At 69.0% G+C, this 25,462-nt stretch carries 28 protein-coding genes and 4 tRNA genes; 24 read left to right on the top strand and 8 right to left on the bottom strand.

Features of this window, described 5'->3' with window-relative positions; translation table 11 throughout:
- Nucleotides 1-3: 3 nt before the first annotated feature.
- Both R2K23_RS13635 and R2K23_RS13630 read left to right on the top strand, forming a co-directional pair.
- Nucleotides 4-909: a dienelactone hydrolase family protein gene (locus R2K23_RS13635; RefSeq protein WP_316510135.1), complete on the top strand. Its 906-nt coding sequence runs from the start codon at nt 4-6 to the stop codon at nt 907-909.
- A gap of 75 nt (nt 910-984) precedes the next feature.
- The gene (locus tag R2K23_RS13630; protein ID WP_316510133.1) at nt 985-1,206 is read left to right on the top strand and encodes a ribosome modulation factor; all 222 of its coding nucleotides are present in this window, start codon (nt 985-987) and stop codon (nt 1,204-1,206) included.
- 88 nt (nt 1,207-1,294) lie between these two features.
- Here the strand turns inward: R2K23_RS13630 and R2K23_RS13625 are convergent.
- The 3 genes from R2K23_RS13625 to R2K23_RS13615 form a co-directional block, all read right to left on the bottom strand.
- Nucleotides 1,295-1,369, bottom strand: a tRNA-Val gene (locus R2K23_RS13625).
- Between the two features lie 13 nt (nt 1,370-1,382).
- Nucleotides 1,383-1,456 (bottom strand) — tRNA-Cys (locus R2K23_RS13620).
- 27 nt (nt 1,457-1,483) lie between these two features.
- Nucleotides 1,484-1,556: transfer RNA gene (locus R2K23_RS13615), tRNA-Gly, on the bottom strand.
- A 227-nt stretch (nt 1,557-1,783) separates the two neighbouring features.
- Between R2K23_RS13615 and R2K23_RS13610 the strand changes: the two genes are divergently transcribed.
- The 3 genes from R2K23_RS13610 to R2K23_RS13600 all read left to right on the top strand — a co-directional run bounded on the left by R2K23_RS13610 (nt 1,784) and on the right by R2K23_RS13600 (nt 3,727).
- Nucleotides 1,784-1,858, top strand: a tRNA-Val gene (locus R2K23_RS13610).
- Nucleotides 1,859-2,276: 418 nt separating this feature from the next.
- Nucleotides 2,277-2,981, top strand: coding sequence for a DNA-binding protein (locus R2K23_RS13605; RefSeq protein WP_316510132.1), 705 nt, complete (start codon nt 2,277-2,279; stop codon nt 2,979-2,981).
- Nucleotides 2,978-3,727, top strand: a complete 750-nt coding sequence (locus tag R2K23_RS13600; protein WP_316510131.1) for a hypothetical protein — start codon at nt 2,978-2,980, stop codon at nt 3,725-3,727. Before R2K23_RS13605 ends, R2K23_RS13600 begins: the two co-directional genes overlap by 4 nt.
- A gap of 162 nt (nt 3,728-3,889) precedes the next feature.
- On the opposite strand, the gene R2K23_RS13595 is transcribed toward R2K23_RS13600, so the two are convergent.
- The 4 genes from R2K23_RS13595 to R2K23_RS13580 form a co-directional block, all read right to left on the bottom strand.
- Nucleotides 3,890-4,804: an MBL fold metallo-hydrolase gene (locus tag R2K23_RS13595; RefSeq protein ID WP_316510130.1), complete on the bottom strand. Its 915-nt coding sequence runs from the start codon at nt 4,802-4,804 to the stop codon at nt 3,890-3,892.
- 102 nt (nt 4,805-4,906) lie between these two features.
- Nucleotides 4,907-6,250 carry an NAD-dependent succinate-semialdehyde dehydrogenase gene (locus tag R2K23_RS13590; RefSeq protein ID WP_316510129.1) on the bottom strand — a complete coding sequence of 448 codons (1,344 nt, stop codon included), beginning with the start codon at nt 6,248-6,250 and terminating at the stop codon, nt 4,907-4,909.
- Nucleotides 6,251-6,340: 90 nt separating this feature from the next.
- On the bottom strand, nt 6,341-6,832 hold the full coding sequence (locus R2K23_RS13585) for a DUF4383 domain-containing protein (RefSeq protein ID WP_316510128.1): 492 nt from the start codon (nt 6,830-6,832) through the stop codon (nt 6,341-6,343).
- Between the two features lie 77 nt (nt 6,833-6,909).
- The gene (locus tag R2K23_RS13580; RefSeq protein WP_316510127.1) at nt 6,910-7,812 is read right to left on the bottom strand and encodes a hypothetical protein; all 903 of its coding nucleotides are present in this window, start codon (nt 7,810-7,812) and stop codon (nt 6,910-6,912) included.
- Nucleotides 7,813-7,903: 91 nt separating this feature from the next.
- Between R2K23_RS13580 and R2K23_RS13575 the strand changes: the two genes are divergently transcribed.
- The 18 genes from R2K23_RS13575 to R2K23_RS13490 all read left to right on the top strand — a co-directional run bounded on the left by R2K23_RS13575 (nt 7,904) and on the right by R2K23_RS13490 (nt 23,543).
- Complete coding sequence (locus R2K23_RS13575; protein ID WP_316510126.1) at nt 7,904-8,545, top strand: PaaI family thioesterase; 642 nt, start codon at nt 7,904-7,906, stop codon at nt 8,543-8,545.
- Entirely contained in the window at nt 8,542-8,958 is a 417-nt protein-coding gene (locus R2K23_RS13570) for a TIGR02611 family protein (protein ID WP_316510125.1), read from the top strand. Before R2K23_RS13575 ends, R2K23_RS13570 begins: the two co-directional genes overlap by 4 nt.
- Nucleotides 8,959-9,055: 97 nt before the next feature.
- Nucleotides 9,056-11,122, top strand: a complete 2,067-nt coding sequence (gene thrS / locus R2K23_RS13565) for a threonine--tRNA ligase (protein WP_316510124.1) — start codon at nt 9,056-9,058, stop codon at nt 11,120-11,122.
- A complete protein-coding gene (locus tag R2K23_RS13560) occupies nt 11,119-11,688 on the top strand; it encodes an ATP adenylyltransferase (protein ID WP_316510123.1) in 570 nt (189 codons plus the stop codon). The genes thrS and R2K23_RS13560 overlap by 4 nt, the downstream gene beginning before the upstream one ends.
- Nucleotides 11,685-12,368 carry a phosphatidylinositol phosphate synthase gene (pgsA, locus tag R2K23_RS13555; protein ID WP_316510122.1) on the top strand — a complete coding sequence of 228 codons (684 nt, stop codon included), beginning with the start codon at nt 11,685-11,687 and terminating at the stop codon, nt 12,366-12,368. The genes R2K23_RS13560 and pgsA overlap by 4 nt, the downstream gene beginning before the upstream one ends.
- Nucleotides 12,368-13,336 carry a phosphatidylinositol mannoside acyltransferase gene (locus tag R2K23_RS13550; RefSeq protein ID WP_316510121.1) on the top strand — a complete coding sequence of 323 codons (969 nt, stop codon included), beginning with the start codon at nt 12,368-12,370 and terminating at the stop codon, nt 13,334-13,336. The genes pgsA and R2K23_RS13550 overlap by 1 nt, the downstream gene beginning before the upstream one ends.
- Complete coding sequence (locus tag R2K23_RS13545; protein WP_316510120.1) at nt 13,336-14,496, top strand: glycosyltransferase family 4 protein; 1,161 nt, start codon at nt 13,336-13,338, stop codon at nt 14,494-14,496. Before R2K23_RS13550 ends, R2K23_RS13545 begins: the two co-directional genes overlap by 1 nt.
- Nucleotides 14,493-15,545: an NUDIX hydrolase gene (locus tag R2K23_RS13540; protein ID WP_316510119.1), complete on the top strand. Its 1,053-nt coding sequence runs from the start codon at nt 14,493-14,495 to the stop codon at nt 15,543-15,545. Before R2K23_RS13545 ends, R2K23_RS13540 begins: the two co-directional genes overlap by 4 nt.
- Nucleotides 15,546-15,616: 71 nt before the next feature.
- Entirely contained in the window at nt 15,617-16,549 is a 933-nt protein-coding gene (pdxS, locus tag R2K23_RS13535; RefSeq protein ID WP_316510118.1) for a pyridoxal 5'-phosphate synthase lyase subunit PdxS, read from the top strand.
- A gap of 11 nt (nt 16,550-16,560) precedes the next feature.
- On the top strand, nt 16,561-17,415 hold the full coding sequence (gene tesB / locus R2K23_RS13530) for an acyl-CoA thioesterase II (protein ID WP_316510117.1): 855 nt from the start codon (nt 16,561-16,563) through the stop codon (nt 17,413-17,415).
- Nucleotides 17,412-18,008 carry a pyridoxal 5'-phosphate synthase glutaminase subunit PdxT gene (gene pdxT / locus R2K23_RS13525; protein WP_316510116.1) on the top strand — a complete coding sequence of 199 codons (597 nt, stop codon included), beginning with the start codon at nt 17,412-17,414 and terminating at the stop codon, nt 18,006-18,008. Before tesB ends, pdxT begins: the two co-directional genes overlap by 4 nt.
- Nucleotides 18,009-18,125: 117 nt before the next feature.
- The gene (locus tag R2K23_RS13520) at nt 18,126-18,881 is read left to right on the top strand and encodes a YebC/PmpR family DNA-binding transcriptional regulator (protein WP_316510115.1); all 756 of its coding nucleotides are present in this window, start codon (nt 18,126-18,128) and stop codon (nt 18,879-18,881) included.
- Nucleotides 18,882-18,985: 104 nt separating this feature from the next.
- Nucleotides 18,986-19,564, top strand: a complete 579-nt coding sequence (ruvC, locus tag R2K23_RS13515) for a crossover junction endodeoxyribonuclease RuvC (protein WP_316510114.1) — start codon at nt 18,986-18,988, stop codon at nt 19,562-19,564.
- Nucleotides 19,561-20,154: a Holliday junction branch migration protein RuvA gene (gene ruvA / locus R2K23_RS13510; RefSeq protein ID WP_316510113.1), complete on the top strand. Its 594-nt coding sequence runs from the start codon at nt 19,561-19,563 to the stop codon at nt 20,152-20,154. Before ruvC ends, ruvA begins: the two co-directional genes overlap by 4 nt.
- Nucleotides 20,151-21,215 (top strand): Holliday junction branch migration DNA helicase RuvB, encoded by a 1,065-nt coding sequence (gene ruvB / locus R2K23_RS13505; protein WP_316510112.1) that lies wholly within the window; start codon nt 20,151-20,153, stop codon nt 21,213-21,215. Before ruvA ends, ruvB begins: the two co-directional genes overlap by 4 nt.
- A gap of 37 nt (nt 21,216-21,252) precedes the next feature.
- The gene (locus tag R2K23_RS13500; protein ID WP_316510111.1) at nt 21,253-22,269 is read left to right on the top strand and encodes a DUF222 domain-containing protein; all 1,017 of its coding nucleotides are present in this window, start codon (nt 21,253-21,255) and stop codon (nt 22,267-22,269) included.
- Nucleotides 22,270-22,282: 13 nt separating this feature from the next.
- Nucleotides 22,283-22,693 carry an HNH endonuclease signature motif containing protein gene (locus tag R2K23_RS13495; protein WP_316510110.1) on the top strand — a complete coding sequence of 137 codons (411 nt, stop codon included), beginning with the start codon at nt 22,283-22,285 and terminating at the stop codon, nt 22,691-22,693.
- 70 nt (nt 22,694-22,763) lie between these two features.
- Entirely contained in the window at nt 22,764-23,543 is a 780-nt protein-coding gene (locus tag R2K23_RS13490) for a hypothetical protein (protein WP_316510109.1), read from the top strand.
- 3 nt (nt 23,544-23,546) lie between these two features.
- On the opposite strand, the gene gabT is transcribed toward R2K23_RS13490, so the two are convergent.
- Nucleotides 23,547-24,887 (bottom strand): 4-aminobutyrate--2-oxoglutarate transaminase, encoded by a 1,341-nt coding sequence (gabT, locus tag R2K23_RS13485; protein WP_316510108.1) that lies wholly within the window; start codon nt 24,885-24,887, stop codon nt 23,547-23,549.
- A gap of 209 nt (nt 24,888-25,096) precedes the next feature.
- Between gabT and yajC the strand changes: the two genes are divergently transcribed.
- Nucleotides 25,097-25,420 carry a preprotein translocase subunit YajC gene (gene yajC, locus R2K23_RS13480; RefSeq protein WP_316510107.1) on the top strand — a complete coding sequence of 108 codons (324 nt, stop codon included), beginning with the start codon at nt 25,097-25,099 and terminating at the stop codon, nt 25,418-25,420.
- The last annotated feature ends 42 nt before the right edge of the window (nt 25,421-25,462 follow it).

Here is a 25,462-nt window from a genome sequence, read left to right as displayed (position 1 = left end):
AGGGTGACCCCGCTGCAGCGCTACATCGCCGAGGAAATCGCGACCGATCACGTCGACGGGCTGCTGTCCCGGCGGGAAGCGTTTAGGCGGCTGGCCCTGCTCGGTGTCGGCGCAGCATCGGCCGCCGCGCTGATCGCCGCGTGTGGGCGGGACCGGCCCGCGGACACCGGAACCGTCGCGAGTAGCCCCACCGACGCCGGACCGCCGCCCGGAGCCGCGGACCCGCTGCCCACCGCACCGATCACCTGGGCCGGGCCGCGCGGGGAGTTGCAGGGCGCCTGGGCCGAGGCGCCGAACGCTCGCGGTGGGGTGCTGGTGATCCACGAGAACAAGGGCCTCAACGACTGGACCCGCTCGGTGGCGGGGCGCCTCGCCGGTGTCGGTTATTCGGCGCTGGCCATCGATCTGCTCTCGGGCGACGGTGGAACCGCGAGGTTCGCCGACCCGGCCGAGGCCACCGCCGCGTTGGGAAAGATCCCGCCGGAAGACGCGCTGGCCGACCTCGAATCAGGTATTGCCGAACTGCAGCGACGGGTTCCGGAGCGGAAGGTCGCAGCGGTCGGCTTCTGCATGGGCGGCGGATTCGTGTGGCGCTTGCTCGATGCCGGTGTTCCGCAACTGGCCGCTGCGGTTCCGTTCTACGGCCCGACACCGGAGAAGCCGGATTTCTCCGGGTCGAAAGATGTTGCGGTGCTGGCCTTTTACGGTGAACGCGACCAACGCGTCAACGCCACGAAGCCGGCGGCCCGCGCCGCGCTGGGGCAGGCGGGGCTGGTCTACGAGATCGTCACCGAACCCGGCGCCGATCACGCCTTCTTCAACGACACCAACCCGGACCGCTATGACGCCGCCGCCGCTGAAGACGCCTGGCGCCGGATGCTGGAGTGGTTCGAGCGACACGTGGACTGACTGGCCTTCGGGTCGCATGGGCGGCCGTCGGCGTGGGATCCGCGGATCCGGACCGCGTGCCCGCATTCTGGGTGGGTGACCAAGCGGCAGGAATATGTGCGGGCACTGCTCGAGGGCTCGCTGGCCGACGTCGGCGACCGCAACCCGTACGCCGGCAAGTCCCTGGTGCTGGCGAAGTTGTGGAGGCGTGGCTATAGGCGGATGCTGCGTGTCCGTATCGACACCGGGCCGGCGATGCAGAGGTATCGGGCGGGGCGCACTGAACTCGAAATTTCGCTGGACGAGCGGCGCAATTGACGCTGTCGTGGCTGCAATGCAATTCGGTGCGGGAAATGGACTCAGAGGTCCGTGTCGACGGTCGAAACTGATCAGACCGCCAAAACTGTGGTGCGCGATACTGGGATTGAACCAGTGACCTCTTCCGTGTCAGGGAAGCGCTCTCCCGCTGAGCTAATCGCGCCGGGTCGAAAAATTGGAGGTGGAGACGGGAATCGAACCCGTGTGCACGGCTTTGCAGGCCGTTGCCTCACCACTCGGCCACTCCACCGCTGGGGTTGATGCCACTGCACCTTCGAGCGGATGACGGGATTCGAACCCGCGACCCTCACCTTGGCAAGGTGATGCGCTACCAGCTGCGCTACATCCGCGTGCCACGGTCGAGATCGTCGCCCGTCGCGATGCAGAACGATAGTCCACCCGGGCACGCAGACACAAATCCCTTGCTCGCCACCGTTGATCGGCGCTGCCCGATGGCCCGTGTTGGCGGGGCCGCCAGCCGGCCGCAGTGGCGGTGCTCAGGCGAGTCCGGGAGCGCGATTCCGGCGCAGCCAACCGGGCGTGCTAGTCTTCTGCCTCGTCGAATCCGTTGGATTTCGGTCCCGTAGCTCAGTGGGAGAGCGTCCGCCTCACACGCGGAAGGTCGCTGGTTCGAAACCAGCCGGGACCACCACAAAACCCCCTGGCAGCAGGGGTTTTCGTGTTTTCTGGGTCGACCGAGGTGGTTGTTTGATGACCCACGGTGACCCATTCCAGATTGATCGCCCCACGGCGACCCGCGGCGGGCCATCGTTGGGCCACGCCGCATTTCTTCGCCGCGGGACTGGTGATGGCTCCGAGCGTCGTCGCGCCATCGGTCCGTGTGGCGTTCGTGGAATGTGTGTAGCGGCCAACGTGAATGTCGCGATGACCACCGCCGGTACTCCATTTGGATGCATGAGCGTGGAGTGGTGTGAACAGGCGTCGTACGGACGAACGTGGGCGCCGAACGGTCGCACCTGGAGGGCTGGCGTTGCGCAGCGGGGTGGTTGATTAAGACCTTATGGGCAGCTGATATTGCGGTAATAGGTCTCTTGAAGGACCATATATGCATGAGTGAGATGACTGCCGCCGAGGCCGCCGAGGTCTTGGAGGTGTCGCAGCGACAGGTTGCGCGGCTGGCGAGCAAAGAGGTGCTGACGGTGAGTCGGGTTGTCGGGCGCACACTGCTGCTCGATAGCGCCTCGGTGCACCGACTTGCCCAACGGGCCCGACGCAACGGCAGGCCATGGTCCGCGGCGACAGCGTGGGCTGCGCTCGCGCTGTTGTCTGGGAAGCAGGCCGACTGGATGGACGCCGCGAGATTGTCGCGCCTGCGTCATCGCCTGCGCGGAATCAACGCCAGTGATCTGGTGTGGCTTTCTCGCCGCCGTGCCACGATTCATCAGATGCGCGGATGGGACGCCGTCACAGGACTGGTACCCACTGGTGTGAGCGCCCTGCGCGATCCGGAGAACGCCGCGTTGTTCGGGCTCTCCGCGACCGATCGCGGGTCTGACGGATATGTCGCAGCCAGCGCGTTCCCCGAACTAGTCACGGGATCGGGGCTATACGACGATATCGAAGGCGACGTGGTCGTGCGCGTCGTGCCTGACGACGCCGGCTACAGGCTCGAGCAGTCGCTTGTCGCCGCTGTTGCCGTAGACCTGGCCGAGGCGTTGGATACCAGGGAAGCCGCTGCGGGAGAACGGATACTTACCGAACTGCTCACCGAGTTCCGAGCCGGTGACGGTCACCGGAACCGGACCCGCCGGTGACCTCACATGGCGGCGACCGGCCGGTCTGGCACGTCAACGCCCCGCCCGGCGGGTGGCCGCTGCCCTGGCCGCAGGTCATCGAAATCGTGAATCTGATTCCACACACCCAGTGGACGCTGATCGGCGGAATCATGGTGCAACTGCACGCGGCTCATGCCGGGTTCCCACTCACTCGCCCGACCAATGACGTGGACATGATTCTGCACATCGAGACCGGCGAGGCCACCTTCCAGGGCGTGCAGCACCAGCTGGAGCGGATCGGTTACGAGCTGCTCCGCCCGTCCGGCGACGGACCGGCTCACCGCTTCGTGCGCGGACCCGAGCAGGTCGATGTGATGGTGGCGGACCGGTTGCCGCCGAAATGGCGGCCGACGGCGTTCCGGCGCCCGGTGTTCGCTGTGCCGGGAGGAACCTCGGCGCTGCGTAAGACGGTGAACTGCGAGGTGGACACCGCAGAGGGGATCGTGGTGGTGAGCGTCCCGGATGTGCTCGGTGCGCTGGTGCTCAAAGGTGCGGCCTATATTGGGGATTCGCGCGACCGGGCGCGGCACGTTGACGACGCCGCGGTGCTGGCCTGCATGGTGAGCGATCCCGTGGCTGACCGGGCTCGGATGAGCAAAGGCGATTCCAAGCGCATCCGAGCGTTATGGAGTGCGCTTCAAGACCGCCGCCACCGGTCCTGGATTGCCACCGGCCGAGAAAGTGGGCGCGGACACGCGGCGTTGCGACTGCTGGCAGGAAACTAGATCCGCGGTCTCACCCAGCGCGGCGAGTTCTTCGCCGAACTGCTGGCTCAGCTCCACGTAATCGTGCGCGGCCCGAGACCTTATTCAGGTCCAGCCAGCTCGGCCGGTAGCGCGGGGTTGAGCGTCACGGTCTGATGCGGCTCGCCAGTGCGGCGTGCACCCTCAGTACCTCCAGTCCGCGGGCACACACCGGAAAACATCCCCGGCCGGCGCCACATGACACACCGACGGGAACGGCAGGTGGGTGGCCACCAGCGCCTCGCCGGTGGCCGCCAACTCCCGCAGCAGTGCGATCCGGACCCGGGCGGATTCCTCGGGGTCATGCTCGAAACCGTTGTGCCACAGGGGGTTGTCAAAACCGGGCGCGAACACCGCGTCGCCGGCGAAGGTCAGGCCGTCGCCGCCGGAGGCCAGCCGGACCACGCTGTGGCCCGGGGTGTGACCGCCGGTGCGGGCCACCAGCACCCCGGGCGCCACTTCGTATTCGGTCTCGAAGGTTCGCAGCGCACCGTGGTACTCGTCGAGGAATCGTGACGCGATCGCTCGCAGCGCGTCGGGCACCGGCGCCGGCATGTCGGTGCGGGAGAAATCCGGTTTCTGCCAGAACTCGGCTTCGGCCGCGGCCACATGCACCCGCAGGTCGGGGCGCAGGCGCTCCTTCAGCCCGGCGGTCAGCAACCCACCCACGTGATCCATGTGCAGATGGGTCAGCACCACATCGGTCACGGCCGACGGATCGATCCCGGCCGCCTCCAGCCGGCGCACCGTCTGCCCGGCGCGAGGGAAGTCGGGGAACTCCACCCCCAACCCGGCGTCGACGAGGATGGTCTGCTCACCGCTGCGCACCACGACCACGTTCAGCGGCCAGTCCAACACGTCGTGCGGCAGGAACCGGTCGTCCAGCCAGGTCCCGAACTCGGTGGGATCGGCGTTGGTGGCCATCGTCCGCGGCGTGATCGGCAGCACCCCGTCGCTGATCACCAGCACCTCGATGTCGCCGACCTGCACCGCGTACCGCGACGGCACCAGCTCGTCGAGCCCCTGACCGCCCAACGAAATGAGGTTGTCCACGCTCATGATGTTTTCTCCTGACCGCCGTACCCGACGTGTTGTGACCGATGGCTTCTGCTCGGTCGAACGCGGGCGGGTCGCGGAGTTCATCCCGTCGGGGCAAACCGGCTACCCGATGCGGATCAGCTTCTTGTTCACGAACTCGTCGATACCGAACCGGCCCAGCTCCCGGCCGAATCCGGAGCGCTTGACGCCGCCGAAGGGCAGTTCCACGCCTTCGGCGCCGACGCAGTTGACGAACACCATTCCGGCCTCGATCTTGTCGGCCACCCGCTTGGCCTGTTCGGTGTCCGTCGCGTAGACGTAAGAGCCCAACCCGAACGGGGTGTCGTTGGCGAGTTCGACGGCCTCCTCCTCCGAGGACGCCTTGTAGACGGTGGCCACCGGCCCGAACAGTTCCTCCTTGTAGGCGGGGGAGTCCGGGGTGACGCCGGTCAGCACGCCGGGCGGGAAGAACGCGCCCTGGCGTTCGCCGCTGGACACCAGGTTGGCGCCGTGGTCCACGGCGCGCTGGACCTGCTCGGCCAGCCGGTCGGCGGCGGCCACCGAGGACAGCGGGGCCAGCCCGTCGGCCTTCTCGAGGACCTTCTTGGTGAACTTGTCCAGGAACTCGTCGTAGATGTCGTCGGCGACGATGATCCGCTTGGCCGCGTTGCAGGCCTGTCCGGTGTTCTCGAACCGGCCCTCCACCGCGGCCTCCACGGTGGCGTCCAGGTCGTCGGAGCCGAGCACCAGGAACGGGTCGGACCCGCCGAGTTCGAGCACCACCTTCTTGAGGTTGCGGCCCGCGATCTCGGCGACGGCGGCGCCGGCGCGTTCGGAGCCGGTCAGCGAAACCCCTTGCACGCGTGGGTCGGCGATCGCGTCGGCGATCTGCTCGTTGGTGGCGTAGACGTTGACGTAGGCACCGGGCGGATAGCCGGCGTCGTCGAAGATCTGCTGCAGCGCCGCAGCGGATTCGGGGCATTGCGGCGCGTGCTTCAACACGATCGTGTTGCCCAGCGTCAGGTTCGGCCCGGCGAACCGGGCCACCTGGTAGTAGGGGTAGTTCCACGGCATGATGCCCAGCAGCACGCCGACGGGCGAGCGCCGGATCAGCGCCGAGCCCTCGCCCTCGAGCAGCGTGATGGGTTCGTCGGCCAGGAACTTCTCGGCGTTGTCGGCGTAGTACTCGTAGATCGCCGCCGAGAATTCCGCCTCACCCTTGGCCTGGTCGTAGGGCTTACCCATCTCGCGGCCGATGATCTTGGCCAGCTCGTCGGCGCGTTCGCCGTGCAACTGACCGACCTTGCGGATCAGGGCGGCCCGGTCGGCGACGCTGGTGGTCTTGGACCAGTCCCGGAACGCCGCGGCGGCCGCGGCCAGCGCCTGTTCCATCTGCTCGTCGGTGGCCGTGGGGTACTCCCGGACGGTTTCCCCGGTCGCGGGGTCGACGACGGCGTAGTGGCTCATGACGGGCTCCTTCGGGGTGCGCACACGGTGTGGCCAAAGCCTATGGGCGCACCCCGTCCGGTGCCCGGCCTTTGGGCCGGCCCCGCCGGGTTACTCGACGATGCCGGTGCTGCGACGCGTGGTCAGCTCCGCGCCGCCCTTGCCGAGGATCAGACCCAGCGCCAGCATCAGCGCGGCCAGGCCGAAGTGCAGCCAGTTGTCCGCGGTGTTGACGGGCACGAAGTTGGCGCCCGACTCCTGATGGATCACCACGCCGTAGACGCCCAGCACCGCGTAGATGACGGCGCTGACCAGCAGGTACAGCCGCGCCTGCACGAAGGTGCGCGACAGCAACAGGCCCGCGACGCCGAACGCCAGGTGCACCACGTTGTGCAGGATCGACACGTGGAAGATGCCCAGCAGCATGGCGCCCGAATGGTGGCCGGCGAAGGTCAACTGGTCGACGTCGGTGGTGATCCCGGGGACGAAGCCCAAAATTCCGACCAACAGGAAGACCGCGCCCACGGCGAGGGCGGCGAGCTGCACCGGGGTGCGACCGGCGCGCGGGGCGGCGTCCGGACGGGATTGGGGTGAGGTGGACATGGTGCCTCCTGGGTGGCGTGTGAGTGTGGCCTCACAGCTGTTCCTCAGGCAGTACCCGTCCTAAACATCGGCGCCGCTCAGGTCCGCCGGGTTGGGGGCACCTCGTCGTCACCCTCGAGGAACTCCCGGATCTGGGTGAACCCGTCGTGCCGCCACGCCTGGATCGCCCAGATCAGCGCGATCACCGGCAGCGGCGCGAACGCGGCCCACCACCGCGCCCCGTCGGGCACCAAGTCGGCGATCACGGTGGCCCGCGGCACCCCGTCGACCATGGCCGGCAGCCATTCGTTGAGCAGGATCGTCAGCATCCGGGTGATCTCGAACGGTCCGACCGCGGTGGCCAACGACCACGACGCGCAGGCGATCAGCAGCGCCCACGGCCAGGCCAGCATCAGGGACTGGTCGTCGACGATGTCGGCGGCCGACCGGATGGACTCGGCGATGAAGGCGAACCCCAGCGCCGCCAGCAGCACGCCGACCTGGGCGGCCAACAGGTCCTCGATCACCGGATTGGCCAGGTCGTCGCCGCGGCGGGTGGGCAGCCCGATGGCCAGCGACAGCAGGCCGGCCACCAACGCCAACAGGGTCAGATGCGAGGTGGAGTCGCTGATCCGGCGAAACGAGTCGGTGAGGATGCGGACGACCAGGTGCGACGACGCGCCGGGGCCGGTCCGGTACAGCACCATCACCACCAGCCCGGAGATCACCACCGAGGTCAACCAGGCCACGATCGCCGTGCAGATGATCACCAGGGCCAGCGAGCCGATCAGCGGCACCAGCAGCGCGTCTTCCTCGCTGCCGCTGCGCACCACCAGCAGCGGCACCGCGCCGATCGCGAGCACCCCAACCGCGCGAACCAGCAACGGGAACGTGAACATGGTGAGATCGGCCGGGTCCAGGTCGGGTGTTCGCGCCCGCATCGCGCCGATCTCGGCGCCCAGCACCGACCGCGCGTTGCGCAGCGACATTTTGCCCGGCATGCCCGAATCCTAGGGAGCGCGCCGGGATCCTCGCCCATCCCACGCCGGTCCGACACGACCGTCTGCGGGGGCAGGCAATACGGTGGTCAGCGTGGTCAACGATCAGCGACACGCGGGCGGCGGTTTCAACGTTGCGAAACCCACCACGAAGGGCGGCCCGGACTTCGGCCGATTCGTTGCCGGCGTGCGCCGCCTGCAGGACCACGCCCGCACCATCGACGCGCCCGACGAGGTCATCAGCGAGGCTGCCGACCTGCTCGACAAGCTGTCGGCGCTGCTGACGCCGTACGACGGCGACGAGTGGACCACCCCGTCCGGGCGGCGATTCGACCTGCCGAACCGCGGCGGAGTGCTCGGCGTCCCGTCGGAGCTCGGCAGGATCGACGACGACACGATCGGCGGGCCGGTCCGGTTCAACCGGTTCTACCTGGGCCGCAACGGCGCCGCGCACGGCGGCAGCCTCGGGTTGCTGTTCGACTCCGTGCTCGGGTACGCGGCCGCGGTGCTGACCGGCGGCATGCATCAGCGCACCGCCTTCCTGCACGTCGACTACCGCAAGATCGTGCCGGTGGAGAAGACCCTGCGCGTCGAGGCCCGGTTGCGCGGGCAGGAGGGCCGCAAGATCTTCGTCGAGGCCGCCCTGTACGACGACGCCGACGAGGACCAGCCCGGCGCGGTGTTGCTGGCCGAATCCCACGCGCTGTTCGTCAAACTCAAGCCGGGTCAGCCGTGACCCCCGAATTCGTACGCCGGTGGCAGCGCTGGCGGGAGCGGTTGCGCGGACGCCGGGTGGCCAATCTGGTCTACCGACTCGTCCTCGGCGCCGTCGGGACCCTGGTGCTGGCCGTGGGGATCGTCGCCATCCCGTACCCGGGCCCGGGCTGGGCCATCGTGTTCCTGGGCCTGGGCATCCTGGCCACCGAGTTCGACTGGGCCAAGCGACTGCTGAGCTTCGCCCGCGTTCGTTACGACCGGTTCATGGCCTGGTTCTGGCTGCAGGGGCTGTGGATCCAGATCCTCGGCGCGCTGTTCACCGCGGCGGTGGTGGTCGCGACGCTATGGGTGCTGGGAGCAATCGGGTGGGGCGCCGGTCTGCTCGGCATCGATTGGGCGTGGCTGAAGAGCCCGCTGGGCATCGGGTCATGAGTACAACCGCGCACACCGGCCCCGATAGCATGGTCGCCGTCTGTATCCCTGGGCCGTACCAGCACAGGGCCCGCCCCACGAGACTGGAGAACCGCCGATGAGCGCCCCCGCACACCCCCAAGCAGCAACCCCGATCCGGGTTCCTGCGGGGACCACCGCGGGCGCGGCCGTCCGCGAGGCCGATCTGCCGGGCCGGGGCAGCCCCAACGCCGTCGTGGTGGTGGCCGACCCCGACGGGAACCTGCGGGACCTGAGCTGGGTGCCGGACACCGACGTCGAGGTGACGCCGATCGCCGCCGACACCGAGGCCGGCCGCAGCGTCATCCGGCATTCGGCCGCGCACGTGCTGGCCCAGGCCGTGCAGGAGATGTTCCCGGAGGCCAAGCTGGGCATCGGCCCGCCGATCACCGACGGCTTCTACTACGACTTCGACGTCGCCGAACCCTTCACCCCCGAGCATCTCGAGGCTCTCGAGAAGCGGATGCGCAAGATCGTCAAGGACGGCCAGCTCTTCGAACGTCGGGTCTTCGAGTCCAAGGACCAGGCGCGCCGCGAGTTGCAGTCCGAGCCGTACAAGCTCGAGCTCATCGACGACAAGTCCGGCGACCCGGACGTCATGGAGGTCGGCGGCGACGAGCTGACCGCCTACGACAACCTGAATCCGCGTACCCGGGAACGGGTTTGGGGGGATCTGTGCCGCGGCCCGCACATCCCGACCACCAAATACATCCCCGCCTTCAAGCTGACGCGCAGCTCGGCCGCGTACTGGCGCGGCGACCAGAACAACGCCAGCCTGCAGCGCATCTACGGCACGGCGTGGGAATCGCAGGAGGCGCTGGACCGGCACCTCGAGCTGATCGAGGAGGCCCAGCGCCGCGATCACCGCAAGCTCGGGGTGGAACTCGACCTGTTCAGCTTTCCCGACGAGTTGGGTTCGGGCCTACCGGTTTTCCACCCCAAGGGCGGGGTGATCCGCAAGGAACTCGAGGACTATTCGCGCAGCAAGCACGCGCAGGCCGGCTACGAGTTCGTCAACACCCCGCACATCACCAAGGAACAGCTCTACGTGACCTCGGGTCACCTGGAGTGGTACGCCGACGGCATGTACCCCCCGATGCACATCGACGCGGAGTACGACGAGGACGGGCAGCTGCGCAAGCCCGGGCAGAACTACTACCTCAAGCCGATGAACTGCCCGATGCATCATCTGATCTACCGCTCGCGCGGCCGGTCCTACCGCGAGCTTCCGTTGCGGCTCTTCGAGTTCGGCTCGGTGTACCGCTACGAGAAGTCCGGCGTGGTGCACGGGCTGACCCGGGTGCGCGGGATGACCCAGGACGACGCGCACATCTACACCACGCGCGAGCAGATGCGCGACGAGCTGGCGTCGCTGCTGCAGTTCGTCCTGGACCTGCTGAGCGACTACGGCCTCGACGACTTCTATCTGGAGCTGTCCACCAAGGATCCCGAGAAGTACGTGGGCTCGGATCAGGTGTGGGACGAGGCGACCGAAACGCTGCGTGAGGTCGCCGAGGCCTCCGGCCTGCAGCTGGTGCCCGACCCGGGGGGCGCGGCGTTCTACGGCCCCAAGATCTCGGTCCAGGTCAAGGACGCGCTGGGCCGCAGCTGGCAGATGTCGACCATTCAGCTCGACTTCAACATGCCCGAGCGCTTCGAGCTGGAGTACACCGCCGCGGACGGCACCCGGCAGCGGCCGGTGCTGATCCACCGCGCGCTGTTCGGCTCCATCGAACGCTTCTTCGGCGTGCTCACCGAGCACTACGCGGGCGCGTTCCCGGCCTGGCTGGCGCCGGTGCAGGCGGTCGGCATCCCCGTCGCGGACGCGCATGTCGAGTACCTCGACGACGTTGCCGCGCAACTGAAGTCCCAAGGCATTCGGGTCGAGGTAGACGCCAGCGACGACCGGATGGCCAAGAAGATCGTCAACCAGACGAACATGAAGGTCCCGTTCCTGCTGCTCGCCGGCGACCGCGATGTCGAGGCCTCGGCGATCAGCTTCCGATTCGCCGACCGCACCCAGGTCAACGGTGTGCCCCGGGATGCCGCGGTGGCGGCGATCGCCAAGTGGGTGGGCGACAAGCGCAACGACGTGCCGACGGCCGAGCTGGTCGAAGAGCTGCTCGCGGCCGGGGGTGGGCAATGACCGATGACGAGGGCCAGATCCGGGATTCCGGGGCGGGCCATCCCGATCACCTGCAGCGGCTGTGGACCCCGCACCGGATGAGCTACATCGTCGGGGCCGTGAAGGAGGGCGGATCGGCGCAGTCGTCGTCGGCGGCCTCCAAACAGCCGTTCACCGACATCCCGCAGATGACCGACGAGGACGGGCTGGTGGTGGCCCGCGGCGAGCGGGTCTACGCCGTGCTGAACCTGTACCCGTACAACCCGGGACACCTGATGGTGGTGCCGTACCGGCGGGTCGCCGAGCTCGAGGACCTGCACGCCGAGGAGAGCGCGGAGCTGATGGCGTTCACGCAGAAGGCCATCCGCGTGATGAAGTCGGTGTCCAAGCCGGACGGTTTCAACGTCGGGCTCAACCTGGGCCGCTCGGCGGGCGGATCCCTGGCCGAGCATCTGCACATGCACATCGTGCCGCGCTGGAGCGGGGACGCGAACTTCATCACGGTGATCGGTGACGCCAAGGTCATCCCGCAGCTGCTGCGCGACACCCGTGCCCTGCTGGCCGAGGAATGGTCGCAGCTGCCGTGAGCGACTTCTACCTGATGACCCGGGCGGCGTACGCGAAGCTCAGCCGCCCGGTCGCCAAGGTGGCCCTCAAGGCCGGCCTGACGCCGGACAGCATCACCATCATCGGCACCGCGGGCACCGTGCTCGCGGCGCTCACGCTGTTCCCGGTGGGGCAGCTGTGGTGGGGGGCGGTCGCGGTGTGGTTCTTCGTGCTGGCCGACATGCTCGACGGCGCGATGGCCCGAGAACGCGGGTACGGCACCCGATTCGGTGCCGTGCTGGACGCCACCTGCGACCGCATCGCCGATGGCGCGGTGTTCTGCGGTCTGTTGTGGTGGGCCGCGTTCGGGCTGCACAACACCCCGCTGGTGGTCGCCACCATGATCTGTCTGGTCACCTCCCAGGTGATCTCGTATGTCAAGGCGCGCGCCGAGGCCACGGGTCTGTCCGGGGGCGGCGGCCTGATCGAGCGGCCCGAGCGGCTGATCATCGTGTTGGTCGGCACCGGCCTGTCGGATCTGCCGTTCTTCCCGCTGCCGTGGCTGCTCGACGCAGCGATGTGGGTGCTGGCCGCGGCCAGCATGGTCACCGTGGCCCAGCGGGTGCACGCCGTGCGCAGTTCGCCCGGGGCCATCGACCCGCTGCGCGACGGCGAGTCCGGCGGCGAGCCGGCGCAGCCGCCCGAGCCGAGCGAGCGCTGATGTCGACGCCCACGTCGGGACTCCCGGGGCTGCCGAAGGTCCGGGGTCTGACCGCGCCGTTGAGCGGCCAGCTGTCGGACTGGGGTTACGCGGCGGGCTGGCGGGTGGTCCGCGCCGTGCCGGAGATGGTTGCCCGCAACGTCTTTGATGCGGGCGCTCTGTACGCGTCGCGTTCCGGCGGACCCGAGCAGCTGCGCAAGAACCTGTCCCGGGTGCTGGGCGTGTCGCCCGCCGAGGTGCCCAATTCCCTGATCCGCGCCGCGCTGGCCTCCTACGCCCGGTACTGGCGTGAGGCGTTCCGGCTGCCATCGATGGATCAACGCAAACTCGCCGAACGCCTCGACCCGTGTCTGCTGGGGCGCGAGCATCTCGAGGCGAGCATGGCCGCGGGCCGCGGCACCATCGTCGCGCTGCCACACAGCGGCAATTGGGACATGGCCGGCGTCTGGTTCGTCCAGCATTACGGCAAGCTCACCACGGTGGCCGAGCGCCTCCAGCCGGAGTCGCTGTACCAGCGGTTCATCGAGTACCGCGAGACCCTCGGGTTCGAGATCCTGCCGTTGACCGGCGGCGAGCGCCCGACGTCGGAGGTGCTGCGCGAGCGGCTGCGCGACAACGCGATGGTGTGCCTGTTGGCCGACCGCGACCTCACCCGCAACGGGGTGCAGGTGGACATGTTCGGCGAGGCCACCCGGCTGCCGGCCGGGCCCGCCCGGCTGGCGCTGGAGACCGGCGCCACCCTGCTGACCGCGCACCTGTGGAACGAACCCGACGACTGGCGCTTTCAGGTCTCCGGTCCCGTCGACGTCAGCTCCGGCGACGTCACCACCATCACGCAGGAACTCGCGAATCGCTTCGCCGCCGGAATCGCGGCGCATCCCGCAGACTGGCACATGCTGCAGCCGCAGTGGATCGCCGATCTGTCCGACGAACGCCGGGCACGACTGGATGGTGCGGGGGAGCGTTGATGCGCATCGGGATGGTGTGTCCGTACTCGTTCGACGTCCCGGGCGGCGTGCAAGCGCACGTACTGCAACTCGCCGAGGTGATGCGGGGCCAGGGCCACGAGGTCAGCGTGCTGGCGCCGTCGTCGAGCGATGTGACGCTGCCGGACTACGTGGTGTCCGGGGGCAAGGCGGTGCCCATTCCGTACAACGGTTCGGTGGCCCGGCTGCGCTTCGGCCCGGCCACCCACCGCAAAGTCAAGAAGTGGCTCGTCGAGGGCGATTTCGACGTGCTGCACCTACACGAACCCAACGCGCCGAGCCTGTCGATGCTGGCGCTGCAGGCCGCCGAGGGGCCCATCGTGGCCACCTTCCACACCTCCACCACACGATCGTTGACGCTGTCGGTGTTCCAGGGGATCCTGCGGCCCTTCCACGAGAAGATCGTGGGCCGCATCGCGGTGTCGGATCTGGCGCGGCGCTGGCAGATGGAGGCGCTGGGCTCCGATGCCGTCGAGATCCCCAACGGGGTCGACGTGGCCGCGTTCGCCGACGCGGCGCCCCTGCCGGGCTATCCGCGGCCGGGCAAGGCGGTGTTGTTCCTGGGCCGGTTCGACGAGCCCCGCAAGGGCATGACCGTGTTGCTGGGTGCCCTGCCGGCCTTGGTGAAGCGATTCCCCGACGTGGAGATCCTCGTCGTGGGCCGCGGTGATGAGGACGAATTGCGCAGTGCGGCAGGCGATTTAGCCAAGCACCTGCGGTTCCTCGGTCAGGTCGACGACGCCGAGAAGGCCAGCGCGCTGCGCGGGGCCGACGTGTACTGCGCGCCCAACACCGGCGGCGAGAGCTTCGGCATCGTGCTGGTGGAGGCCATGGCCGCGCACACCGCAGTGGTGGCCAGCGACCTGGACGCGTTCCGGCGGGTGTTGGACGACGGACGGGCGGGCCGGCTGGTTCCCGTCGACGACTCCGCGGCGCTGGCGGCCGCGCTGATCGACGTGCTGGAGGACACCGCCGAGCGCGACCGGCTGGTGGCCGCCGCCGACGACTGGGTGCAGCGCTTCGACTGGTCGGAGGTCTCCCGGCAGATCCTGCGGGTCTACGAGACGGTTGCCGGCCCCGGCATCAAGGTCGGCGTGAGCGGGACCTCGGGTCGCAGCGAGCTCTCCGGAGGCCGGCGGTGACGCTGTGGGTGATCCTCGCCGTCGCGGTGGTCGTGCTGGTGATGGCGCTGGTCGCGGGGTGGGCCTATCAGACCGCCAACCGGCTGGACCGCCTGCACGTGCGCTACGACCTGTCCTGGCAGGTGCTCGACGCCGCGCTGGGCCGGCGGGCCGTCGTCGCCCGGGCCGTCGCGGGCAGCGCGAGCGACACGGTGGGCGACGGCACGCGGTTGGTCGCGCTGGCCGACGCTGCCGAGCGGGCGCCGCGGTCGGCGCGGGAGGCCGCCGAGAACGAGCTGTCGGCGGCGCTTGCCGCCGTCGACATCGCCCGGCTGCCGACCGCCCTGGTGGCGGAGTTGGCCGACGTGGAGGCCCGGGTGCTGCTGGCCCGGCGCTTCCACAACGACGCGGTGCGCGACACCCTGGCGCTGCGAGAGCGGCCGGTGGTCCGGTTACTGCGGCTCGGCGGCCACGCGCCGCTGCCGGTGTACTTCGAGATCGCCGAGCGGGCCGAGATCGGGCCGCCGGCCGGTGAGACCACCGTCCGTAGCTCCGCGCGGGTGGTGCTGTTGGACGAGCACGGCAGCGTGCTGTTGCTCTGCGGCGTCGACCCGGCGATCACCGACGGGACCGCGCGCCGGTTCTGGTTCACCATCGGCGGTCAGGCCCGTCCCGGCGAGCGTCTGGTGGACGCCGCGGCGCGGGAGCTGGCCGAGGAAACCGGGCTGCAGGTGCGGCCCGACGAGTTGGTCGGACCGGTGTGGCGTCGCGACGCGATGCTGGACTTCAACGGCGCGGTGGTCCGCAGCCAGGAGTACTTCTTCGTGCACCGGACCCGGCGCTTCGAGCCGTCGACCCTCGGCCGCACGGACTTCGAACACAGCTACATCCTGAGCCACCGGTGGTGTGATGCTGCACATATCGATCAGCTGGTGGCCGCGGGGGAGTCCGTCTACCCGACGCAGCTCGGGGAGTTGCTGGCCAGCGCGAACGACGTGGTTGCGCCGGGGTCCGACCCCGCCGCGGGGCTCACCGGGACCGGTGAGCCCCGGCTGCGCGCCATTCACTGATCGGCGCGAGGGAATTCGGGTTGCCGATCACCATTAGACTCGATCAAGGACCAATCAAGGAGAAGAGACCAGTGGACAGCCGAGAAGGCCAGGTCGCTCACACCAACGGATCGGCCGCCGGTGGCCAGACCGGAACCGCCCGCGTCAAGCGCGGCATGGCGGAGATGCTCAAGGGCGGCGTCATCATGGACGTCGTCACCCCCGAGCAGGCCAAGATCGCCGAGGGCGCCGGCGCGGTCGCGGTGATGGCGCTCGAGCGGGTGCCCGCCGACATCCGTGCTCAGGGCGGGGTGTCGCGGATGAGCGACCCCGACATGATCGAGGGCATCGTCGCGGCGGTCACCATCCCCGTGATGGCCAAGGTGCGGATCGGTCACTTCGTCGAGGCGCAGATTCTGCAGAGCCTCGGCGTGGACTACATCGACGAGTCCGAGGTGCTGACCCCGGCCGACTACGAGCACCACATCGACAAGTGGAACTTCACCGTCCCCTTCGTGTGTGGGGCCACCAACCTGGGCGAGGCGCTGCGCCGCATCACCGAGGGCGCGGCCATGATCCGCTCCAAGGGTGAGGCCGGCACCGGTGACGTCTCCAACGCCACCACCCACATGCGCAAGATCGGCGGCGAGATCCGCCGGCTGTCGTCGCTGTCGCCCGACGAGCTGTACGTGGCCGCCAAGGAATTGCAGGCGCCCTACGAACTGGTCGCCGAGGTGGCCCGCGCGGGCAAGCTGCCCGTCACGCTGTTCACCGCCGGCGGCATCGCCACCCCGGCCGACGCGGCGATGATGATGCAGCTCGGCGCCGAGGGCGTGTTCGTAGGCTCGGGCATCTTCAAGTCCGGCGATCCGGCGACCCGTGCCGCGGCCATCGTCAAGGCCACCACCTTCCACGACGACCCCGACGTGCTGGCGCGGGTCTCGCGCGGCCTAGGTGAACCCATGGTTGGCATCAACGTCGAGGACATCGCGCAGCCGCACCGGCTCGCCTCGCGCGGCTGGTAATCGCGGCCGCAATGGCGATCGAGGAGATCCTTGATCTCGAGCAGCTCGAGGTCGACATCTACCGGGGCGGCGTGTTCAGTCCCGAATCCGGCTTTCTGCAACGTACTTTCGGTGGCCACGTAGCCGGTCAGTCGCTGGTCTCGGCGGTCCGGACGGTGGATCCGAAGTTCGAGGTGCATTCGCTGCACGGCTATTTCCTGCGACCCGGCGATGCGCGGGCGCCGTCGGTGTATCTCGTGGAGCGCATCCGCGACGGCGGGTCGTTCTGTACTCGCCGGGTCAGCGCCGTACAGCACGGGCAGACCATCTTCTCCATGTCGGCGTCGTTCCAGACCGATCAGAGCGGCATCGAGCACCAGGACGCGATGCCGGCCGCACCCGGCCCCGAGGATCTGCCGGGTTTCCGGTCCGGCGGCGCCTTCGACGACGCCGGATTCGCGCAGTTCGACGAGTGGGATGTGCGCATCGTGCCGCGGGATCAGCTGACCCGCCGCGACGGCAAGGCCTCCCAGCAGCAGGTGTGGTTCCGCCACCGCGATCCGTTGCCCGACGACCCGGTGCTGCACATCTGTGCCCTGGCCTACATGAGCGATCTGACGTTGTTGGGCTCCGCGCAGGTCAACCACGTGGAAGAACGCAAACACCTGATGGTGGCCTCGCTGGATCACGCGATGTGGTTCATGCGCGCGTTCCGCGCCGACGAGTGGTTGCTGTATGACCAGTCCTCGCCCTCGGCGTGCGGTGGGCGGGCGCTGACCCAGGGCAAGATCTTCAACCGCTACGGCGAGATGGTCGCTGCCGTCATGCAGGAGGGTCTGACCCGATACAAACTGGACACGTCGGCTACCGCGAAGCCCCCCGGGTGAGCACGCCCCGGGTCGGGGTGCTGGCGCTGCAGGGCGATACCCGCGAGCACCTCGCCGCGCTGCACGAGGCAGGTGCCGAGGCCTCGACGGTCCGGCGCCTCGGCGAGTTGGACGCCGTCGACGCGCTGGTGATCCCCGGCGGGGAGTCCACCGCCATGAGTCATCTGCTGCGCGAGTTCGAGCTGCTCGAACCGTTGCGGGCCCGGTTGGCCGAGGGCATGCCGGCCTACGGGTCGTGCGCCGGGATGATCCTGCTGGCCTCCGAGATTCTCGACGCCGGTGTCGCCGGCCGTGCGGCGGTACCGCTGAGCGGTATCGATATGACGGTGCGCCGCAACGCGTTCGGCCGTCAGGTGGACTCGTTCGAGGAAGAATTGACCTTCGGTGGCATCGCGGGCCCCGTGCATGCGGTGTTCATCCGGGCGCCCTGGGTCGAGCGGGTGGGTGACGAGGTCGAGGTGCTCGCCCGCGCCGGCGAGCACATTGTCGCCGTGCGCCAGGGCCGGCGCCTGGCGACGTCCTTTCACCCGGAGATGACCGGCGACCGGCGGGTGCATCGGCTCTTCGTCGACATGGTCACCGGCCGCGCCTGATCGCGGCTACGCTGCCCCACCTGGACGCCGCTGCCGAGCACCAACACCGTAAACCGACAAACCCCCACGTAGAATCGGCAGTCGCAGATGCAGCAGAGGGAATGAGGTAGTACCTGAATGGCCGGACATTCAAAGTGGGCCACCACCAAGCACAAGAAGGCCGTCATCGATGCCAGGCGCGGCAAGATGTTCGCGAAGCTGATCAAGGGAATCGAGGTCGCGGCCCGAGTGGGCGGCGGTGACCCGGCCGGCAACCCCACCCTGTACGACGCGATCCAGAAGGCCAAGAAGGCCTCGGTTCCCAACGACAACATCGAACGGGCGCGCAAACGCGGCGGCGGCGAAGAGGCCGGCGGCGCCGACTGGCAGGACATCACCTACGAGGGCTACGGCCCCAACGGGGTCGCGGTGCTCATCGAATGCCTCACCGACAACCGCAACCGCGCCGCCGGCGAGGTCCGGGTGGCGATGACCCGCAACGGCGGCAACATGGCGGATCCGGGCTCGGTCTCCTACCTGTTTTCCCGCAAGGGCGTCGTCACGCTGGAGAAGAACGACCTCAGCGAGGACGACGTGCTGACGGCCGTGCTGGAGGCCGGCGCCGAAGAGGTCAGCGACCTGGGGGATGCGTTCGAGGTCATCTCCGAGCCGGGCGACCTGGTCGCGGTGCGGACTGCGCTGCAGGACGCCGGTATCGACTACGACTCGGCGGAGGCCAGCTTCCAGCCGTCGGTGACCGTTCCGGTCGATCTCGAGGGTGCCCGCAAGGTGCTCAAGCTGATCGAGGCGCTCGAGGACAGCGACGACGTCCAGGACGTCTACACCAACATGGAGATCCCGGACGACGTCGCCGCGCAGCTCGACGAGGAGTGACGCCCGGCCGGCGCGGCGGGTGCGTGTCCCTCCACCACACCGTGGGTGCGGGACGCTAGGGTGGTTCGAACACATGTTCTTACCAGCTGCACCCAGGAGGGCCTGTGCGCGTGATGGGAGTCGACCCGGGGTTGACGCGCTGCGGGCTGTCGGTGATCGAGAGCGGTAAGGGTCGCAACGTCACCGCGCTGGATGTCGACGTGGTGCGCACCCCCGCCGATCAGCCGTTGCACCGACGACTGCTCATCATCAGCGACACCGTCGAATATTGGATGGACACCCACCGTCCCGACGTCGTCGCGATCGAGCGGGTGTTCTCCAATCAGAACGCCAATACCGCCATGGGCACCGGGCAGGCCGGCGGGGTGATCGCCCTCGCGGCGGCCCGCCGGGACATCGACGTGCACTTCCACACCCCCAGCGAGGTCAAGGCCGCGGTCACCGGCAACGGCCGCGCCGACAAGGCGCAGGTGACCACGATGGTCACGAAAATCCTTGCCTTGCAGCAGAAACCGACGCCCGCGGACGCGGCCGACGCGCTGGCGCTGGCCATCTGCCATTGCTGGCGGGCGCCGATGATCGCGCGGATGGCCGCGGCCGAGGCCATGGCCGCCGAGCAGCGCCGCAAATACCAGGCCACTCTGAAGGCGACGGCCAAGGCGAAAGCGAAGGTGGCCCGATGATCGCCTCGATTCGTGGTGAGGTCATCGACATCGCGCTGGATCACGCCGTCGTGGAGGCGGCCGGGGTGGGCTACAAGGTGATGGCCACCCCGTCGACGCTGGCGACCCTGCGCCGCGGGGACGAGACGCGGCTGATCACCGCGATGATCGTCCGCGAGGACTCCATGACGTTGTACGGCTTCGCCGATGCCGACGCCCGCGACGTCTTCAACACCCTGCTCGGGGTCTCCGGGGTGGGGCCGAAGATCGCCATGGCGACGCTGGCGGTCTACGACGCGCCCACGCTGCGGGCTGCGCTGGCCGACGGTGACATCGCCGCGCTGACCCGGGTGCCGGGCATCGGCAAGCGCAGCGCCGAGCGTCTGGTGTTGGAGCTGCGGGACAAGATCGGCGCCAGTTCGGCGTCGACGACGACGGCCGGGGCCGGCGCGCCCGGGGTGCGCACGCCGGTCGTGGAAGCCCTTGTCGGACTGGGGTTCCCAGTAAAGCAGGCCGAGGACGCCACCGACAAGGTGTTGGCGCTGGATCGGGACGCCACCACGTCGAGCGCCCTGCGGTCCGCGCTGAACCTGTTGGGTAAGAACAAATGAGCCGGTTCGATGACGACGACGAGGATGTCGAGGAGCGCGAGGTCTCGCCCGCCCTGACGGTGGGTGAGGGGGACATCGACGCGAGCCTGCGGCCCCGGTCGTTGGGCGAGTTCATCGGTCAACCCCGCGTGCGTGAGCAGCTCCAACTGGTGATCGAGGGCGCCAAGAATCGCGGCGGCACACCGGATCACATCCTGCTGTCCGGGCCGCCGGGGCTCGGCAAGACCTCGCTGGCCATGATCATCGCGGCCGAACTCGGCTCGTCGTTGCGGGTCACCTCCGGCCCGGCGCTGGAGCGCGCGGGGGACCTGGCCGCCATGCTGTCCAACCTCGTCGAGCACGACGTGCTGTTCATCGACGAGATCCACCGCATCGCCCGCCCGGCCGAGGAAATGCTGTACCTGGCCATGGAGGACTTCCGGGTCGACGTGGTGGTGGGCAAGGGACCCGGCGCGACGTCCATTCCGCTCGAGGTGGCTCCGTTCACGTTGGTGGGCGCGACAACTCGGTCCGGGGCGTTGACGGGGCCGCTGCGGGACCGGTTCGGTTTCACCGCCCACATGGACTTCTATGAGCCGGCCGAACTCGAGCGGGTGTTGTCCCGGTCGGCGGGCATCCTGGGCATCGAGCTGGGAACGGAGGCGGGCGCAGAGATCGCCCGCCGCGCGCGCGGTACCCCGCGCATTGCCAACCGGCTGCTGCGTCGGGTGCGTGACTACGCGGAGGTGCGCGCCGACGGCATCATCACCCGAGACATCGCCAAGGCCGCGCTCGAGGTGTACGACGTGGACGAGCTGGGTCTCGACCGGTTGGACCGGGCCGTGCTGTCGGCGCTCACCCGCAGTTTCGGCGGGGGACCGGTCGGTGTCTCGACGCTGGCGGTCGCGGTGGGCGAGGAGGCCACCACCGTGGAGGAGGTCTGCGAGCCCTTCCTGGTGCGCGCCGGCATGATCGCCCGCACCCCGCGGGGCCGGGTGGCCACCGCCCAGGCCTGGACCCACCTGGGTCTGACGCCACCACCCGGCGCCGCCGGGCTGGGGCAGCAGTCGATCTTCGACTGACCGCGTCTTGTCTGCCCCTGGTGGCATACTCGCTCGTATGTTCGATATGGACGTGTTGCCGCCGGTCAGTGAGGTGAGGGGGCGGGATACGGCTGGGTTGATCGAGGCGATGGGGGCTGCGGCGCGGTGGGAGGCGGCCACGGCGGCGCGGCGGTTGGCCGCGGTGGCGGAGTTGTTTCATCGGCGTTTGCAGGAGGTCGATGCCGAGGAGCGCGAGCAGTGGCTCATCGATGGTCATGAGCAGGTCAGTGCCGAGGTGGGGTGTGCGTTGGGGATCAGCCGGGCCCGGGCGGCGGGGGTGATCCGGGTGGCGACGAGCTTGTTCGAGCGGTTGCCGAAGGTGGCTGCGGTGTTCGCCGCCGGGCGGGTGGATTATCGGGTGGTCGCGGCGATTGTGTCGCGGACCGAGTTGGTGCTCGATGATGCTGATGTGGCGGTGTTGGATCGGGCGTTGGCGCGGCAGGTGCATCGGTGGAACCGGTTGTCGCGCAAGAAGCTCGCCGAGGTGATCGATGCCTGTGTGCTCGAGATCGATCGGCTGGCGGCCAAGCCGGCGCGCGATCGGGTCGAGGACCGTGAGGTCGGCATCGGGGCGGAGACCGAGGGGACCGCCGAGTTGTGGGGTACTTTGGCCGCGCCGGACGCGATCGCCTTCGATACCCGGCTGGAGCAGCTGGCGGCCACGGTGTGTGCCGCCGATCCGCGGACCAAGGCCCAACGCCGCGCCGATGCGGTCGGGGCCTTGTCGGTCGGGGCGACGCGGTTGGCGTGTCGGTGCGGGCAGGCCGAGTGCCCCACGGCCGGTGCGCCGGCCCCGGCGGCACCGGAGGTGGTGATCACGGTGCTGACCGACCCGGCCGGGCAGCGCGGCTACATTCCCGGGTTCGGGTTCCTCGACGCGCAGGCCCTGGCCGCGGCGGTCGCCGCGGCCACCACGAAGGCCTCGCTGCCTCATCCGGGGGTCAACAGCGCGGCCGAGCCGCGGTACCGGCACTCGGCGGCGTTGGCGAATTTTGTGCGGGCCCGGGATCTGACCCCGGTTCCCGGGTTGTGAGGCGCGCGCCGAGGTGTGCGACATCGACCATACGGTGCCGTGGCCGCAGGGTCCCACGCATGCGTCGAACCTGAAGTTGCTGTGTCGTGCGCATCATTTGTTGAAGACGTTCTACACCGGGCCGCGGTGGTGGACCGATACCCAGTTGCCGAATGGCACGGTGCTGTGGACGGCGCCGACCGGGCACACCTATGCCACCAAACCCCATGGTAGGCAACTGTTTCCGCTGCTGGCCCGCCCCACCGGGGTCCTCGAGGTGTCCGCCGCGACCGCGCCGCCGGCCCCGGGCCGCGGCCACGCCATGCCCACCCGCCGCATCACCCGCGCCCAGGACCGCGCCGCGCGCATCACCTACCAACGCAACCTCAACGCCGCGCACTACGCCCAAAACCCCGAACCACCACCGGACCCACCACCCTTCTGACCCGCCCCTCCGGGGATGGTTCCGTGCGTCCCGGTGCGGGTATGCGTATCCCAGCGATGGGAGAGACATCATGAACACCTACGACACGCCGGCACGTCCCTGGGGGAGCCGGTTCCACATTGCCCGTAGCCGCGGCGCGGCGAGCGGGCTGTTACTCGTCCTGCTGGGCATCTGGGGTGCCCTGATCCCGTTTGTGGGGCCCTACCTGAACTTCGCGTACAACCCGGACGAAGCCTGGGTGTGGACCGAGGCGCGGGGCTGGCTCGAGGTGCTGCCCGGCGCGGTGGCCGTCCTGGGCGGGCTGATGCTGCTGCTGACCCGCAACCGCGCCACCGCGATGCTGGGTGGGTGGTTGGCCGTGGCCGCCGGCGTCTGGTTCATCGTCGGCCGCACCTTCGCCGCGACGCTCAACGTGGGCGAGATCGGCGAGCCCGCCGCGACGACAGCGGCCAAGACGGTCGCACTGGAGTTGGCGTACTTCTCCGCCCTGGGCGCCTTCGTGGTGTTCCTGGGCGCCGTGGCGCTGGGCCGCCTGTCGGTGCGCACCGTGCGGGACATCGAATACGCCGAACGCCGGGTCGGGGTGGTTCCGCACGCTGACCACGATGACGTGTCGGCCCGCCACGAACGGCTGGCCCGCGACGAGCGGGTGGCCCCGGCCGCGCCGGTCGCCGCCGAGCCGGCGACCGCCGACGAAAAGGTGGTCCGGGAGGACACCCCGGTGGCCGCGGATCGCAACGGCGAGACGGTGACCGAACCGACCGTCCGGCGGTCCCGCAGCACGCTCAAGGAGCGGCTGGCCCAGCGGTTCGGCCGGCATCGGACGCATCGGACGCCGGTGTCGCACTGACGGCTATAGCTCGGCCAGCAACCCGGCGAGGATGTCGAGAGCTTCGGTGAGAAGCTCGTCGCTGATGGTCAACGGCGGCAGGAATCGCAGCACGTTGCCGTAGGTTCCGCAGGTCAGCACCACTACACCGGCCGCGTGGGCAGCGGCGGCGAGCCCCTTGGTGAGGTCCGCGTCCGGTATGGCGGTCCCGCTCTCGACCAGTTCGACGGCGATCATCGCGCCGCGCCCGCGCACGTCGCCGATCCGGTCGTCGTCGGCCTGGAGCCGGCCCAGCCGATCCTTCATCAGCACTTCGATCTGCCGGGCCCGTTCGACCAGGCCGTCGCGCTCGATGGTGTCGATGGTGGCCAGCGCCGCCGCACACGCGATCGGGTTGCCGCCGTAGGTGCCGCCGAGGCCGGAAACGTGTGGGGCGTCGACAATCTCGGCCCGACCGGTCACCGCCGACAACGGTAAGCCGTCGGCGATGCCCTTGGCGGTGCAGATCAGGTCGGGTTCGATGCCCTCGTGCTCGCAGGCGAACATCGCCCCGGTACGGGCGAACCCGGTTTGCACCTCGTCGGCGATGAACACCACGTCGTTGTCGCGGCACCACGCCAACAGCGTCGGCAGGAAGCCGGGCGCCGGGACGATGAAGCCGCCCTCGCCGGCGATGGGCTCGATGATCATCGCCGCCAGATTGGCCGCGCCGATCTGTTTGTCGATGACGTCGATGGCGCGTTCGGCGGCCAGCTCGCCGTTGGTGCCCAATTCCTTGTCGACCAGGCCGTCGCGGTACGGGTAGGACAGCGGCGCCCGATAGATCTCGGGAGCAAACGGCCCGAAACCGTGCTTATAGGGCATCGACTTGGCGGTCAGCGCCATCGTCAGGTTGGTCCGCCCGTGATAACCGTGGTCGAAGGCGACGACGGCCTGCTTGCCGGTGTAGCAGCGCGCGATCTTGACGGCGTTCTCCACGGCCTCGGCCCCGGAGTTGAACAGCACCGAACGCTTCTCGCCGGACCCCGGCGCGAGCCGGTTGAGCTGCTCGGCCACCGCGATGTACTCCTCGTACGGCGTCACCATGAAGCAGGTGTGGGTGAACCTCGCCGCCTGGGCTCCCACCGCCTCGACCACCCGGAGCGAGGCGTTGCCGATCGTGGTGACCGCGATGCCCGAGCCCAGGTCGATGAGGCGGTTGCCGTCGACGTCCTCGATGATCCCGCCGCCGGCCCGCGCGCAGAACACCGGCATGACGGTGCCGATACCTGCCGAGACGGCCGAGGTCTTGCGCGCGGCCAGATCAACCGAGCGGGGACCGGGGATTTCGGTGACGAGCAGACGGCTCTGTTCCAGGTCGGTCACGCATCGAGCGTAGTCTGGCCACGCGTCACCTCGATCGGTTTCGCGTCCTCGGCGCGAGCCGCCCAAGGGCCCGGAGCGACCGGTCGGGATTGTCGTCGTGCCGCAATGGCACACTATGCACATACGAGGCCCGTTGACCTGCTGCCGAGCAAGCGGGACGCGACTTCATCACAGACCGCTTCACAAGCTCGAGGAGACGTTGGAACGTCATGGAAATCATCACTCTTTTACCGCTGATCATCATCCTGGGCGCGTTCATGTTCTTTGCGTCGCGCCGTCAGCGCAAGGCCATGCAAGCCACGATTGACCTGCACGAATCGCTGCGTATCGGGGACCGGGTGCACACCACCTCCGGCCTGCAGGCCACCATCACCGCGATCACCGACGACTATGTCGACCTGGAGATCGCCCCGGGCGTGGTCACCACCTGGATGAAGCTGGCCATCCGCGACAAGATCGAGCCCGAGGTCGACGAGCCGGAAGACGAGATCGAGACCACCGACAGCGACACGTCCTTCGACACCGGCCGCTGACCAACTGAGCGAAGGGGCGGGCACGTACCCTTTGCGGTTGCG

This window comes from Mycolicibacterium sp. MU0050, assembly GCF_963378085.1.
GTDB lineage: Bacteria > Actinomycetota > Actinomycetes > Mycobacteriales > Mycobacteriaceae > Mycobacterium > Mycobacterium wendilense.
Note: the sequence above shows the minus strand (reverse complement) of the source record. Positions and strands in the feature narration are given on the sequence as shown.